Below are 14,699 nucleotides of genomic sequence, written 5' to 3'. Positions count from 1 at the left end.
AGCAGCGGCAGCGCGCCAGCAGCGAGGAGAGGAGTGCGAGTGAAAGGGAAGCAGGTGCGGGGGGAAGGGCAGCTGGAGCGTAAGGGAAGATGGAGGGGGGGAGGAGAACCGGGGGGGGGGGGCCCCCCCCCCCCCCCGGGGGGGGGGGGCGGAGGGGGCGGGGGGGGGGGCGCCGGCCCGCGGGCCCCGCAGGCCAGCGCGAGGGCGGGCGGAGACCCGCGGCGGCTACGCCGCCGCGGAATCGTGGAGCGGGCTCACTTGCCGGGGATGGTGATGCACAGGCACTGGGCCTCGGCGAAGGTTTTCTCGCCGCGGAAGATACGGCCGTGTACCATGATTTTTCTTCCCTCAACCGAAACGACCCTGCTTTCCACGGTCACTACCTTCCTGAGCGGCAGCATGTTACGGAAGCTCACATTGAGGTTGCCGACCACGATAGGATAGCCGGCTGCCCACGCGGCAAGCCCAAGGGCCTCGTCCATGATGGCCGCAACGGCGCCGCCGTGGGCATGTCCTGGAGGCCCCTCCGCCTCGGGGCCCAGCCAGAAACGGGCGTGCAGGTGCTGTTCGGCGTCCCGGTAGTAGCGGGCGCGGAAACGGTCGCCGCGGGAGTCGCCGGAGACGAAACGCAGGGAGTCTCCCACCAGGGCCGGTGCGTCGAACGGAACCCAGTCCGGTGCGCCGCTGAGATCGATCTCGGTCTGCTCACAAGCTTTCAGTACGGTTGAATTGGACACTCTAGTTTCTCCTCATCTGGTTTACGTGCACGTAAAGCAGGGTTACCTTAGCAGAGTTTTTCCTGGAAATAAAGGGCGCGTCGCATGTCGTATACAAAAAAACCTGTGACGATGCCTCATCCCTGTCGAATCGCGAGGTTGCCTGACCAATTCCAGCGATTTTGCTGGCACAAATCAGGTTGACACTTCGCTCCACAAAGCGTAAACAGATCCTCACCCCAACGTTACGTGCAAGTGCCGGAGTTGTTATGAAAGGCGAAGTGACAACCGGAGGCGATCTCCAGGCCGAGGTAGCCAGGCTGCAGGCTGAAAATGCCGCTTTGCGTCTGATCCTGAAGGAACAGCAGGAGGCTCTGCAAGGGGAGGACCAGGGGGGGCGCTGTTTCCGCTGCCTCTACAACGACACCCCGGTCATGCTGCACTCCATCGACCGCAACGGTCTGCTGCTCGGGGTCAGCAACTACTGGTGCGAGGTGCTGGGCTATGGCCGCGACGAGGTCTTGGGGCGCCCGTCCATCGACTTTCTTACCCCCGCTTCGCGTCGTTACGCCGTGGAAACGGTGCTGCCGGAATTTTTCCGCGTCGGTTACTGCCGCAACGTCGAATACCAGCTGGTCAAGAAGGACGGGGCGGTGATCGACGTCCTGCTGAGCGCCGCTGCCGAGCGGGACGCGCAGGGAACCATCGTCCGCTCCATGGCCGTCATGATCGACGTCACCGAGTGGAAGGCGGCCGAGAAGGCGCTCAAGGAGAGCGAGGCTCGTTTCCGCATGATCGTGGAGACCGCGCAGGAGTCTATCGTCGCTGCCGACCGCACTGGTTGCCTCTCCTACCTGAACCGCCAGTTCGCCGAGATGCTGGGATACGAGGTTATCGAGCTGCTGGGGCGTCCCTTCCTGGAGTTCGTCGACCAGGCACTGCACGACGAAACCGCCGACCGCCAGAGAAGCCGCGAGAACGGCGTCTCCGAACACTACGAAACCATCCTGGTGCGCAAGGACAACTCCAGGGTCTGGGCCAGCGTATCGGCCATGCCCATTCACGATGCAAGCGGCACATTCCAGGGCTCCTTCGCCATGATCTCCGACGTCACCCGCAGAAAGCAGGCCGCGGAGGAGATCGAGGTGCTCCATACCTATCTCTCCGCTCGCGCCCTCGAACTGGAGACGGCCAACGAGGAACTGGAAGCCTTCAACTACACGGTGTCCCACGACCTGCGGCGCCCTCTCACCGCCATCTACGGCTTCGCACAGGTGATCATGGAACTGTACGGGCAACAGTTGGAGTCGCAGTGCAAGGACTACGTTCAGGAGATCATCAACGGCAGCCTAAAGATGAACCACCTGATCGACACCCTGCTCAACTTCTCGCGCCGCTACAGCGTATCCTTGAATAGGGAGCTGGTGGATGTGAGCGAACTGGCCGGGGAGATCCTCACCGAGTTGAGGCTTTCCGACCCGCAGCGCCGCGTGGAGTGCGTGATCCAGCCCGGCATTGTGGCCGACGCTGACCCCCAGTTGCTGCGGGTGGTACTGGACAACCTCTTGGGCAACGCTTGGAAGTACTCAGCCAAGAAGGAGGAGACCCGGCTGGAATTCGGCATCGTGTCGCACCAGGGGCGGGACGCCTTTTTCGTGCGGGACAACGGCGCCGGGTTCGATATGAGCCGGGCCTCGGTCCTCTTCAAGCCATTCCAGCGCCTGCACGACTCGGATGATTTCAAGGGGACCGGCATCGGGCTGGCCAGTGTGCAGCGCATCATCCAGCGCCATGGCGGCCACATCTGGGCACAGTCCGAGCCCGGCAGTGGCGCCACATTTTTCTTCACGCTCGGCTAAGGCCGCAACCAGGGGGGACCGATGCTGACCAGGCAGGAAGCGCAACAGAGAATCACGAGGCTGCAAGAGGCGCTGCGGGACAAGGGGATGGACGGCGCCCTCTTCATCCACCCGATCGACGTCTACTATTTTTCTGGCACCCGGCAGAACTCGACCCTATGGGTCCCAGCCACGGGCCAGCCGCGCCTCTGGGTGCGCAAAAGCTTCATCAGGGGGAAGCAGGAAAGCTGCATCGACGACACTCGCCCCTTTCCCTCCAGCAAGGAATTCCCCGGGGAGTTCGGAGCCGAGTTGACTACTATCGGCTTCACCTTCGACGTGGCACCGGTACAGCAGTTGAACTACTATCAAAAGCTGCTCCCCGGCCGTAACTTCGTCGACGTCTCCGCAGTTAACCGCGAGATTCGGTCGGTAAAGTCGCCCTGGGAACTGGAACAGATCCGCTACTGCGGCACGCAGTTGGCCGGCGTCTTCCGCGAGGTGCCCGGGTTTCTCAAAGCCGGGATGCGCGAGGTGGACCTCGCTGCCGAGTTCGAGTACCGGCTCAGGAAAGCTGGGGGAGAAGGGTACGTGCGCATGCGCGCCTTCAACCAGGAATTGTTCCAGGGGTTGGCGGTCTCCTCGGCCACCGCAGGCGACACCGGCTTCTTCGACGGCGCGGTCACCGGGCAGGGGATGTCCAGCGCCTCGCCGCACGGCGCCTCCGCTGCCCTCATCCCCGTCAACGCTCCTATCCTCATTGACTACACCGGGGTCTTCAACGGCTACATCATCGACATGACCAGGTTCTTTGTGATCGGCAAGCTTGCCCCCGAGCTCGAGCACGCTTTCCATACGGCGCTCTCGATCCAGGAGTACCTGGCGCTGAACCTGAAGCCGGGGGCGATCTGCGAGGAGCTGTTCCTAAAGGCTGCCGAGATGGCGCAGGCTGCCGGGCTCTCCGACCACTTCATGGGAGCTCCAGGCGAGAATGCGAAGTTTGTTGGGCACGGCGTGGGGCTTGAGCTGGACGAGTTCCCGGTACTGGCACAAGGGTTCAAGGTGGCGCTTCAGGCTGGGCAGACCCTGGCCATAGAGCCGAAGTTCGTGTTTCCCGGCATGGGGGTCATCGGCATAGAAAACACCTTCGCAGTGAGCGACGACGGTGGCGTCAGGTTGAGTGACCTTCCTGACGACATCGTCTACCTCTGAGCATAGGCACAGACTTTCTCATCAAGGGCAGCCCACACCGGGCTGCCCTTTTTCTTTTGAAGCCAGCACGGTTTTGTCAGCGGCCACTGGAGATGTGACCAAAAGCGGGTACATTTTATTCTCTTATCGACTGTGGCGTGAGGGGGACGGGGCATGAAAGACATATTCGTGGTCGAAGCGTTGCGGACACCGTTTGGTTCCTTCGGCGGGGCGTTGTGCGATGTGGAGGCGCCGGCCCTGGCCGCCCCGGTGCTGCAGGCCCTCCTGGAGCGCAGCGGCGTCACCCCGGAGGCGGTAGACGAGGTGATCGTGGGGCAGGTCCTGTCCGGCGGTTGTGGGCAGGCACCGGCGCGCCAGGCGATGCGGCGAGCCGGGATCCCGGACAGCACCAACGCCATGACCATCAACAAGGTCTGCGGCAGCGGCTTGAAGGCGATCATGTTGGCCGCGGGATCCATTGCCCTGGGCGATGCAGAAATCGTCATTGCCGGCGGCATGGAAAGCATGTCCCTGGCTCCCTTCATCCTGAAGAAGGCGCGCTACGGCTATCGCATGGGGCACGGGCAGCTCCTGGACCTGATGCTGTACGACGGCCTGCAGGACCCGTACTCGGGGCGGCACATGGGGGAGATAGCCGAGGAGGCGGTGAAGCGGCATGCGCTCGGGCGGGAGGCGCAGGACGAGTTTGCGCTACGCTCCTACCGGTTGGCGCAGGAGACGGTGAGCGAGGGGATCTTCGCCGACGAGATCGTGCCGGTCGTGAAAAAGGTGCACCACGGCAAGGAGGTGGTCGACGAGGACGAGGAGCCGTTCCGCTCCGATATCGCGCGGATGGCGGACCTGAAGCCTGCTTTCGGCCGGGAGGGGACCATCACCGCCGGCAACGCCTCCACCATCAACGACGGCGCCGCCTTTGCCCTCCTTGCCGGAGGGGAGGCGGTACAGCGCCTCGGCCTCGCGCCCAAGGCGCGCCTGGTCGCCTATGCCACCTGCAGCATGCATCCCGACCACTACACCGACGCGCCGGTCTGCGCCATCAAGGCCGTCTGTGCCAGGGCGGGGGTGGACTTGGCACAGATCGATCTGTTCGAGATCAACGAGGCCTTCGCCGCCGTACCCCTGATAGCGATCAGGGAGCTGGGGCTCGACGCCGGCAAGGTCAACGTCAACGGGGGCGCCTGCGCCATCGGCCATCCCATCGGGGCCAGCGGCGCCCGACTGGTCGCCACCTTGGTGCGCGAGTTGAGCCGCAGCGGCAAGCGCTATGGCCTCGCCTCCCTCTGCATCGGTGGCGGTGAGGCGGTGGCGGCGATCTTCGAGCGGGTGTAGCGGGCGTTCTCCTTGCGCGCTTGGCCGGCGCGGCGGGAGCCCTCCCCAGTTTCGCTTGACATATCCTGCCCGAGCGGCGAAACTCACCCCCCGACGGACCGGCCGCCTTGCGGCTCCAGGGACGGACATCCAACGCAGAAAGGTAGTGTCGATGCAACTGAACAGCATGGAAGATTTCCAGAGGGACATTTCGTACCGCCTGTTGAAGCAGGGCGACGGTACGGCGCTGCTCACCGCCACCATGAAGGACCGCTTCCACGACGTGCTCCTGGAGGTGCGGGTCGAGGTAGCCACTATGAAGATCATCTCGGCGGAAGCCGATTTCCGTAAGTCCCCCACTCCGGACTGCCGCAACGTATCGGCGCGAATGGCAGAGTTGAACGGCTTCGTCATCGGGCGCGGCCTGCAGCGCAAGGTCTCCGAAGCCTTGGGCGGCTCGACGGGGTGCGGTAACATGCGCAACCTGCTCATGGGACTCTTGCCTCTGGCCCTGAATCTGGGTGCCGCCGCTGGTTTCACCGACGAGGCGGAGATGCTGGACGCGATTCACGAGAAACTGGTCGGCACCTGCGCCGGCTACGTTGCGCCCCCGGAAAGTAAAGGCGGGGAGGGAGTATGAGTATGCAATGGCACCATCTTCACCTGAGCGCCGTCGAGGTCTCAGCGGGGAGGTCGACCGCGATCCAGGACGCCTTCACCGCGCTGTTCCGCTCGGCGGGCGGTCCCCGCACCATGGCTTTATTCCGCAAACCGGTACAAGACGGGGGCACTGACCTCTACTTCACCCCCGAGTGCGAACAGCACGCCTGGTCCATGCTGCAGGAAAGCGGCGCGACCCCTTGCGCCCCTCCCGCTCTCTCCGGGCTGGAACTCCTGGTCGGGCACAACGAGATCACCTACTACCTCACCACCTGAAAGCGCCAACCGAACGCCGCCTCATGCAAGGCTGCTACGGCGGCCCCATGCTCCCGTCCGAGATGTCCCTCTTCATCTTCCGCCTCGCCCCGGCCAAACGGGAAGAGTAGGGGGATCCAGGTCCCCCCTTTGTGAAAGGGGGGGGCAGGGGGGATTTGCTCTTTGTCTGGATTGCAATTTGTCTTACCAAGCCCCCCACAATTCCCGAATAACATTCCTAAAATGGAGATCTCAGGTCACCTTGAAATGAAAACCCGCTCCTGTATAATGTGAAAGTTTTTTAATGCTGATCATTAAAGGAGATTGCCATGGCAGACAGGCAGAAGACCATAGGCGTTCTGACCGGCGGTGGTGACGTGCCGGGGCTCAATCCCGCCCTGAAGACCCTGGTGGCGCGCGCCTCGGAAAACGGGTACCGGGTGGTCGGCATCCGGCGCGGCTGGGGCGGGCTCTTGGCCTACAACCGCGACGACCCGGACAGCTGGGACGACACCATCATGCCGCTTGATCGCCACACCGTGCGCACCGTGGACCGGTCCGGCGGGACCTTTTTGCACACCAGCCGTACCAACCCCGGCAAGGTGGCCGGCAGCGACGTTCCCACCTTCCTGCGCGGCGCCGAGTTCGACCCGTCCGCGGAGGGGAATCACGACTTCACCTCGCACATCCTCGCCAACCTGGAGCACCTTGGCATCGACGTGCTGATACCGATCGGCGGGGACGACACCCTGAGCTATGCCGAGCGCCTGAACCGCGAGGGTGTCCCCATCGTGGCCATCCCGAAGACCATGGACAACGACGTCTTCGGCACCGACTACTGCATAGGCTTCTCCACGGCGGTCACAAGGAGCGTCAACTTCATCCACAACCTGCGCACCAGCGCCGGCTCGCATGAGCGGATCGCGGTTGTGGAACTCTTCGGCAGGAACTCCGGGGAAACCTCGCTCATCTCCGCGTACCTGGCCGGGGTGGACCGCGCCATTATTTCCGAGGTCCCCTTCGACGTGGAGAAGCTTTCGCTGCTCCTGCAGGAGGATAAGAAATCCAACCGCAGCAACTACGCGATGGTGACCATCTCGGAAGGGGCCTCCATGGTCGGCGGGCAGATCGTCGAGTATGGCCAGGAGGATGCCTACGGGCACAAGAAGCTGGGCGGCATCGGCGTGGTGGTGAGCGAGGCGATCAAGCAGCTGACTGGGTCCCACATTATCTACCAGCAGCTCTCCTATCTCATGCGTAGCGGTGCCCCCGATTCGCTCGACCTGATGGTGGCCTACAATTATGCCAACATGACCATGGACCTGATCACCGAGGGGATGTCGGGGCGTATGGTCGCCATGCAGGGGGGAACCTACCGGCACATCCCGATCAGCACCATCATGCAGGGGGAAAAGCGGGTGGACGTGGCCGAGTTGTACGACGCCGCCGAGTACCGGCCCAAGGTGCGCCACGTGCTGGGCAAGCCGATGTTCCTGTACTGAAAGCGGGACAGCCATGATCGAGATTGACGGCAGCGTAGGGGAAGGGGGAGGGCAGGTGCTGCGCAGCGCCTTGAGCCTGTCCTGCCTTACCGGCGAAGGCTTCCACATTTACAACATCAGGAAGAACCGTTCCAAATCGGGCCTGATGCGCCAGCACCTGATGGCGGTGCAGGCTGCGGCGCGCATCTCCTCGGCCAACGTGGCCGGCGACCGGCTCGGCTCACCGGAATTGAGCTTCCTACCCGATCGCATCACCGCCGGAGAGTACAGCTTCGACATCGGCACCGCCGGTTCCGCAACGCTCGTGCTCCAGACCGTGATTCCCCCCCTGCTTGCCGCCCGCAAGGCAAGCAGGGTCACCGTCATTGGCAGCACCCACGTCCCTTTCAGCCCTTCCTGGAACTACTTCGAGGAAATCTTCTGGCCCAGCATCGCACGGCTCGGGGTGCGCGGCGAAACCACCGCCCGCTCCTTCGGCTTCTACCCCAAGGGGGGAGGGCGCGTGGAGTGCACGGTGGAACCAGCCGAAGTGCTGGCCCCGTACCTCCCCCGGGAGAGGGGGAAGCTCACCCGACTGCGCATCGTCTCTGCCGTCGGCAACCTCCCGAGGACCATCGCCGAGCGGCAGATCCAGTCAGCCCTCACCGGCCTCAAGGGTAAGCTGGAGCGCGGTCTGCCCATGGACATAGAAACGCGGGAGTTGACCATCTTCGGGCAGGGGACCTTCATCTTCATCAAGGCAGAGTACGAGCACGCCGTGGCCGGGTTCACCGCCCTGGGGGAGCGGGGCAAGCCCGCGGAAACGGTCGGGGCCGAGGCGGCCAGCGAGTTTCTCGAGCACCATGAAAGCGGCGAAGCGGTCGACCCCCACCTCGCCGACCAGCTAGTGCTCTACCTCGCCCGTGGCACGGGGGCCTCGCTCTTTCGCACCTCGCGCATCACCAGCCACCTTGCCATCAACCTTCTGGTGACGGGCTACTTCCTGAAGCTTTCCTGCCGCGTGGAAGGGAGGGAAGGGGGACCCGGCGCGGTGGCCATCACCCCGACTTCGTGACAAAGAAAAGGCGGCCGCGTTGGGCCGCCTTTCTCGTCACGCTGTAGATGGTCTGCTAGTACCTCTCGAATCCCGCCTGCAGCAGGCTCTCCTCGTTGGCCACCATGTTCAGTTCGACTCCGGTCAGCCCCGGCAATACGCTTCCGGAACGGGTCAGCTTCTGCTGCCCCCGCTTTTGCGTCGCCGCCGCCGGCTTGCTGGGCCGTCTCTGTTCAACGGCTGATGCGCCGACCTTGAAGAACGCGATGGTGCCCTGCAGCTGCTCGGCCTGGGAGGCGAGTTCTTCGGCCGTGGAGGCCATCTCCTCGGACGCGCTGGCGTTTTGCTGGATCACCTGGTCCAGCTGCTGGATGGCGCGGTTGATCTGCTCGGCGCCGGTGTCCTGTTCCTTGCAGGCGGCTGAAATCTCCTGCACCAGTTCCGCCGTCTTGTGGATGTCGGGGACCAGCATCTCCAGCAGGGCTCCGGCGTGCTCCGCCACCTCGACAGAGGTGAGGGAAAGATCGCCGATCTCTCCGGCTGCCCGTTGGCTCCGTTCGGCGAGCTTTCTCACCTCTGAGGCCACCACGGCGAATCCCTTGCCGTGCTCCCCCGCCCGCGCCGCCTCTATGGCTGCGTTCAGGGCCAAGAGGTTGGTCTGGCGCGCGATCTCCTCGATGATCGAGGTCTTGGAGGCAATCTCTTTCATGGCCGCCACCGTTCTCGCCACCGCCTGGCCGCTTTCGCTGGCGTCGGTCGCCGACTTAACCGCGATCTTTTCCGTCTGCATCGAGTTGTCCGCGTTCTGCCTGATGTTGGAGGTCATCTGCTCCATGGACGAGCTCGCCTCTTCCGCCGAGGCTGCCTGTTCGCTCGCCCCTTGGGACATTTCCTCGGAGGTGGAACTGAGCGCCTGGCTCCCGGATGTGACGTTGTCGGCGGCGATCTTGACGTCGGAGACCACGCGGGTCAGGTTGCGCACCATGGCTGACAGCGCCTGCATAAGCCCGTCGTTTTCCGAGCGCTGCTTCACCTCGAGGAGCAGGTTCCCCTCCGCGATTTCCTTGGCGAGATTGGTGGCGTCGTTGTTGGCGTCGATCAGCAGGTTGAGGCTGTTGATGATGTCGTTGAAATCGCCGTAGTAGGTGTCGGTGATCTTGGCGGGGATGTCCCCCTTGGAGATACGGGCGAGGTGGCGCGAGGTGACGTCGATCGGCTGCACGAACGCCTCGATCAGCCGGTTCTGCCCGGTAAGGAGCTCACCCCAGGCCCCCTGGAACGCTGCCGCATCGCCGCGTACGCTGAGCTTGCCCTCCCGGATCGCCTTGATCAATTCGTTCATCTCCTGGCTCAGCGTGCCGATGGTGGCGATCATGGTGGAGAGGTTGTTGCCCATCAGGTCCCGCTCCGATTTCGGGGTGACCTGCACCGAGAGGTCACCGTGGGCGACGCGCTCGGCCGCAAGCGAGGCCTCCTTGATGTTGTCCGCCATGTTCTTGAAGGAGCGTGCCAAAAGGGCGATCTCGTCTTTGCCCTCGGTGTCGATTTCCACCTCGACGTCCCCGAGCGCGAGCTTGTCGGCGCAGGCGGACAGTGCGCCCACTGGGCGACTGATGCTGCGGGTGATGACGAAGCCGATGGCCGCGCCAATGGCTATGGCGAACAGCGCCAGGGTGATGGCGATGATGCGGGAGCGCGCGGAGAGTGCGGCGGCATTATCGTAGCGCTCTTCGATACCCTGCTCCTGGTACTGCACCAGATCCCTGAATGCCGAGTCGATCGCAGCGCACAGCGGCTCAGCCTCCTTTTCGAACAAGGTCGCGGCCCGGGCGCTGTTGCCAGCCAGGGCCAGCTCTATAGCCTGGTTGTTGGCCTTGCGGGCGTTGTCGAGCGAGAGCTTGGCCTTGGCGATCAGCGCCTTGCCCTTCTCGGTGCTCTCAAGTTTTTCGAGTTTTTCCATGGCGGCCTTGTACTGCTGCCGGGCTTGTTCGATCTTCTTGTTTTCCTCGCGCCTGGCCATCGGATCGGACTCGATGACCATCGACTTGATGCTGGAGACGATGGTCGTGACGTTGTCGGCGCTCTCGTTGGCAAGCTTTATCTTGGCGTAATCCTTCTTTACGATGGTTTCCAGCCCCTGGTCGATCTTGAGCATGCTGAAAACGCTGATGGTACCGATGACAAGGAGCAGTAACAGGATGATGCCGAAGCCAACGCTAAGCCGCGTACCGATCTTCATGTCCTGAATCTTCATTTTCCCCCCTGGTTCATTCATAGTCGTGCCGCACCTGCCCTTGTGGTCGGCTCTGTCTTCGCAGCGACGCTTTCTACCCCATCGACCAGTAGATTCATGGACTTAAATGTATACGATAAAAAAAGTAGGGTACAGAAGAGTCAAAAAAGGTAGGGGAACAGTGTGGCTGTTTACTGTTGGCAGGTAAGGTGCTGAAGTTTAGCTGGAAAGATGAGCCGGATGAAAAGGGAGGGAGTGTGGCGGGAAAAAACGAAGAGGTCCGTGCGAGTTTACTGGTCCGACTTGCGCAGCAGTGTGGTTACTTGGTCGATCAGCGATAGTTGGCTGGGGAGGATTTTTTCTCGGGCCTGTGCCACCGTGAACCAGGAGGCGCGGTCCACCTCGGGAAACTCTGTCTGCCGTCCCGAGCGGGGCGGCCACTCCATGGTGAAACTGTTGCTGGTAAGGGTGGCGGGATCGCAGTCGCCGGCAAAGAGCCATGCCTTGACCCGCTTGCCCCCCGCCTGCCTGATCTCGGCCAGCTCCTGGAACTCCCCCTCCGGGGTCAGTCCCGTTTCCTCGTAGAACTCGCGCCGGGCCACCTGGAATGGATCCTCGCCCGGAAGGTATTCCCCCTTGGGGATCGACCACGCACCGAGATCCTTCTTGGCCCAGAACGGCCCGCCCGGGTGCACCAGAAGAAGCTCCGGTTCGCCGTTGACGACGCGGTACATGATGAGCCCCGCACTCTGTTTGGGCATGGGTTAGAGGGCCTGGCCGCGCGGCAGCTGCCACCCCTTGACGATGGCGGTGCAGCGGATGGCGATCACGGTCGCGGCGGAGACGGTGAGGTTCACCTGGGAGGGGAGGCTGGTCTGGTGCAGAAAGAAGAAGAGGGCTCCTCCGACCACGCAGGCCGAGGCGTAGATCTCGCGCTGCAGGATGAGCGGGATCTCGTTGGAGAGGAGGTCGCGCACCAACCCGCCGCAGGTCGCGGTCATTACCCCCATGATGATGGCGCCCATGAGCCCCAGGTTGAACTGGAGCGCCTTGGAGGTCCCGATCACCAGGAAAGTCCCCAATCCCAGGGCGTCCAGGAGGAGCATGGCGCGGTTCATCCGCTCGAAACTGCGCGGGGTGAGAAAGACCACTACCGAGGCGGCCACGGCGAGGTAGAGGTAGAGCTCGTTTTTGAAACAGAAGGGGGGAGTGTCGTTCAAGAGGACGTCGCGGATGACGCCTCCGCCGGTTGCGGTGACGATGCCGAGCACGATGATGCCCAAGAGGTCCATGCCGCGGCGTACGCCGGCGAGCGCTCCCGAGGCGGCGAAGGCGACGGTGCCCAGGAGGTCGAGGGCGTAGATGATGGCTTGCTGGTCCATGTAAAGATCGATTCCTCTACTACGGGAAGGAGAGAGCCGAACTACTCCTCGAACTCGTCGTGGTTCTCCCCCGGGGCCCGGTAATCCTCGACGTCGTGCCAGAAACGGTGCTGCAACTCTTTCATGAGCGGTTCGAGGGTCTTGCGATCGGAGGCGCTGATGGTGATGGCGCCGTACTTGCGGGTCAGCTGCCGCACCTTCATGAAGGCAAGGGGATCGCTCTTCTTCAGGTCCGGAAGCAGGTCCATCTTGTTGAACACCAGGAGGGTCGGCTTCTGGGATAGTTCCAGTTCGGCCAGGATGTCGTTCACCTGGTTGATGTGCTCCTCCAGGCGCGGGTGGCCGCAGTCGACCAGGTGCAACAGCAGGTCGGCGTCTTTCAACTCCTCCAGGGTTGCCTTGAAGGCGCCCAGCAGTGACTTGGGGAGGCTCCTGATGAAACCGACGGTGTCGGTGATGATCACCTCGCGGTCCAAGGGGAAGCGCAGCCGCCGGGAAGAAGTGTCCAGCGTGGCGAAGAGGAGGTCCTCGGTGAACACCTCGCTCTTGGTCATGGTGTTCAAGAGGGTGGACTTGCCGGCGTTGGTGTACCCGACGATGGAGATGATGGGGATGCCCGCCTTGACGCGCTTCTGTCGGCGTTGGTAGCGGCCGTTGGAGAGCTCCTTCAGTTCTCTTTCCAGGTGCGCGATGCGGTCCCTGATACGGCGCCGGTCGATCTCGAGCTTGGTCTCGCCGGGACCGCGCCCGCCGATACCGCCCATGAGCCGCGACATCTGCACGCCGCGCCCGGAGAGCCTGGGCATCAGGTACTTTAGCTGGGCCAGTTCCACCTGCACCTTGCCATCCAGGGTGGTGGCGCGCCGCGCGAAGATGTCCAGGATCAATTGGCTGCGGTCGATAACCTTCAGTTCGGTCAGCTCGGATATGGAGCGGACCTGGGCCGGCGAGAGCTCCTGGTCGAAGACCAGCATGGTGGCGCCGTACTGCAGCGCCTTGATCACCACCTCGCGGATCTTCCCCTCGCCCAGCAGGTAGCGCGGGTTGAACTCCTTGGGGCGCTGGATAACGGTATCGAGGACGCCGACGCCGGCGGTGCGGGCCAACTCCTTCAGCTCCTCGATGGAATCGACCGCCTCCTCCATGGGACGCTGGGTGACGGAGATCAGGATGCCGCGCTCCTGGCTGCTGGCGACGATCTTGCCTTCCTTGAGGCCGCGCTCCATGGTCTGTTCCAGGGTTTCCACGAATCCCTTGAACTCGAGGTCGTACTTCTGGAAGGGAACCGAGGGCTCTACCTGGTAGGGAAGGTGGCCGCCGTCGGGGGGGACCAACGCGGCAGTCTGGATCGAGAAGCGGTCCGGGTTCTGGGTGAGCTGCAGGGCGGCGATCAGGTCCAGGCGCAACAGCGACAGGTCGGTCAGGTCGTCGTCGGAGAGCACCTCGCCTTTCAGGTGGGTGTGCACCAGGCGCACGCCGCGCAAAAGCCGCTTGCCCAGCGGGTAATCTTCGAGGGCGGGGATCATGATGCCGCGCTCGTCCCCCACCACCACGTAGGCGATCTCGCCGATCCGGCTCACCAGGATGCCGATCTGGCGCCGGATCTCCAGCGAGATGTCGGCGAGCTCCCGGGCAAGTTCCAGCGAAATGACCTCCGTGGGTTTGACCCGGCGGCGATACAGCCTCTCCAGCCTGTTCACCTGGCTTGATTTCAGCCCTGTCAGGTTACCGTGCAGTCCTTTGATGGCGCGCCTCCGCTACAGTCCGATGGTGTTGTAGCCGCAGTCCACGAAGTGGATCTCGCCGGTCACGCCGCTGGCGAGCGGGCTGGCGAGGTAGAGGGCGGCGTTGCCGACCTCCTCCTGCGAGATGTTGCGCCGAAGCGGCGCTTTTTCAGCGACGTGCCCGGCGATTTGGCCGAAGCCGCCGATGCCGGCGGAAGCCAGCGTCCTCAGCGGGCCCGCGGAGATGGCGTTGACCCGGGTTCCTTCCGGCCCCATCGCCTCGGCCAGGTAGCGTACGCTCGCCTCCAGCGCCGCCTTGGCGACACCCATGACGTTGTAGCTCGGGAACACCTTCTGGGCGCCGTAGTAGGTCATCGCGATCACGCTGCCGTCGCGCCCCTGCATGAGCGGCGCGGCCTCCCGTGCCATGGCGATCAGCGAATAGGCGCTGATGTCGAGCGCGGTCGCGAACCCCTCGCGGGTGGTGTTCAGGAAGGAGCCCTTCAGTTCCTCCTTGTTGGCGAAGGCGACCGAGTGCACCAGGATGTCCAGTCCTCCCCACGCCTCGCGCACGTCCGCGAACAGGCGCGCGATCTCCTCGTCACTTCTCACATCACAGGGGAGCACCAGCTTGCAGTCGATGCTTTCCGCCAGCGGCATCACCCTCTTGGCGACCGCCTCGCCCGCATAGGCAAGGGCGACATCAGCCCCTTCGCGGTGAAACGCCTCAGCGGTAGCCCAGGCGATGCTTTTATCGTTAGCTACTCCGAAAATAAGTGCTTTTTTGCCTTCCAGTAAACCCATGAACTCTCCTTGCCGTCGACTGCGCCAGATTA

General features: G+C 63.4%; 13 protein-coding genes. 7 read left to right on the top strand and 6 right to left on the bottom strand.

Translation table 11 applies throughout. The features are described 5' to 3' along the window. Positions 1–254: 254 nt before the first annotated feature. Positions 255–737 carry a PaaI family thioesterase gene (locus K7R21_RS08580; RefSeq protein WP_224982849.1) on the bottom strand — a complete coding sequence of 161 codons (483 nt, stop codon included), beginning with the start codon at positions 735–737 and terminating at the stop codon, positions 255–257. 248 nt (positions 738–985) lie between these two features. Here K7R21_RS08580 and K7R21_RS08575 point away from each other — a divergent pair, with 248 nt between their 5' ends. The 7 genes from K7R21_RS08575 to rtcA all read left to right on the top strand — a co-directional run bounded on the left by K7R21_RS08575 (position 986) and on the right by rtcA (position 8,545). Further along, complete coding sequence (locus K7R21_RS08575; protein ID WP_224982848.1) at positions 986–2,575, top strand: PAS domain-containing sensor histidine kinase; 1,590 nt, start codon at positions 986–988, stop codon at positions 2,573–2,575. 21 nt (positions 2,576–2,596) lie between these two features. After that, positions 2,597–3,766: a M24 family metallopeptidase gene (locus tag K7R21_RS08570; RefSeq protein WP_224982847.1), complete on the top strand. Its 1,170-nt coding sequence runs from the start codon at positions 2,597–2,599 to the stop codon at positions 3,764–3,766. 153 nt (positions 3,767–3,919) lie between these two features. Continuing rightward, positions 3,920–5,095: a thiolase family protein gene (locus K7R21_RS08565; protein ID WP_224982846.1), complete on the top strand. Its 1,176-nt coding sequence runs from the start codon at positions 3,920–3,922 to the stop codon at positions 5,093–5,095. 151 nt (positions 5,096–5,246) lie between these two features. Then, entirely contained in the window at positions 5,247–5,714 is a 468-nt protein-coding gene (locus tag K7R21_RS08560) for a DUF2889 domain-containing protein (RefSeq protein WP_224982845.1), read from the top strand. Continuing rightward, the gene (locus K7R21_RS08555) at positions 5,711–6,010 is read left to right on the top strand and encodes a hypothetical protein (protein ID WP_224982844.1); all 300 of its coding nucleotides are present in this window, start codon (positions 5,711–5,713) and stop codon (positions 6,008–6,010) included. The genes K7R21_RS08560 and K7R21_RS08555 overlap by 4 nt, the downstream gene beginning before the upstream one ends. A gap of 308 nt (positions 6,011–6,318) precedes the next feature. Then, on the top strand, positions 6,319–7,491 hold the full coding sequence (locus tag K7R21_RS08550) for a 6-phosphofructokinase (protein WP_224982843.1): 1,173 nt from the start codon (positions 6,319–6,321) through the stop codon (positions 7,489–7,491). A gap of 13 nt (positions 7,492–7,504) precedes the next feature. Beyond that, positions 7,505–8,545: an RNA 3'-terminal phosphate cyclase gene (gene rtcA, locus K7R21_RS08545; protein ID WP_224982842.1), complete on the top strand. Its 1,041-nt coding sequence runs from the start codon at positions 7,505–7,507 to the stop codon at positions 8,543–8,545. 55 nt (positions 8,546–8,600) lie between these two features. Here the strand turns inward: rtcA and K7R21_RS08540 are convergent, their stop codons facing one another. The 5 genes from K7R21_RS08540 to K7R21_RS08520 all read right to left on the bottom strand — a co-directional run bounded on the left by K7R21_RS08540 (position 8,601) and on the right by K7R21_RS08520 (position 14,667). After that, positions 8,601–10,778, bottom strand: coding sequence for a HAMP domain-containing methyl-accepting chemotaxis protein (locus K7R21_RS08540; protein WP_224982841.1), 2,178 nt, complete (start codon positions 10,776–10,778; stop codon positions 8,601–8,603). A 269-nt stretch (positions 10,779–11,047) separates the two neighbouring features. Then, the gene (locus K7R21_RS08535) at positions 11,048–11,518 is read right to left on the bottom strand and encodes an NUDIX domain-containing protein (protein ID WP_224982840.1); all 471 of its coding nucleotides are present in this window, start codon (positions 11,516–11,518) and stop codon (positions 11,048–11,050) included. A gap of 3 nt (positions 11,519–11,521) precedes the next feature. Continuing rightward, positions 11,522–12,139 (bottom strand): trimeric intracellular cation channel family protein, encoded by a 618-nt coding sequence (locus K7R21_RS08530; protein ID WP_224982839.1) that lies wholly within the window; start codon positions 12,137–12,139, stop codon positions 11,522–11,524. A gap of 41 nt (positions 12,140–12,180) precedes the next feature. After that, a complete protein-coding gene (gene hflX, locus K7R21_RS08525) occupies positions 12,181–13,854 on the bottom strand; it encodes a GTPase HflX (protein WP_224983427.1) in 1,674 nt (557 codons plus the stop codon). A 42-nt stretch (positions 13,855–13,896) separates the two neighbouring features. Continuing rightward, the gene (locus K7R21_RS08520) at positions 13,897–14,667 is read right to left on the bottom strand and encodes an enoyl-ACP reductase FabI (RefSeq protein WP_224982838.1); all 771 of its coding nucleotides are present in this window, start codon (positions 14,665–14,667) and stop codon (positions 13,897–13,899) included. Positions 14,668–14,699: the final 32 nt, after the last annotated feature.

The sequence above is a fragment of the Geomonas agri genome (genome assembly GCF_020179605.1).
GTDB lineage: Bacteria > Desulfobacterota > Desulfuromonadia > Geobacterales > Geobacteraceae > Geomonas > Geomonas agri.
This window is presented reverse-complemented; position numbering and strand designations above follow the sequence as displayed.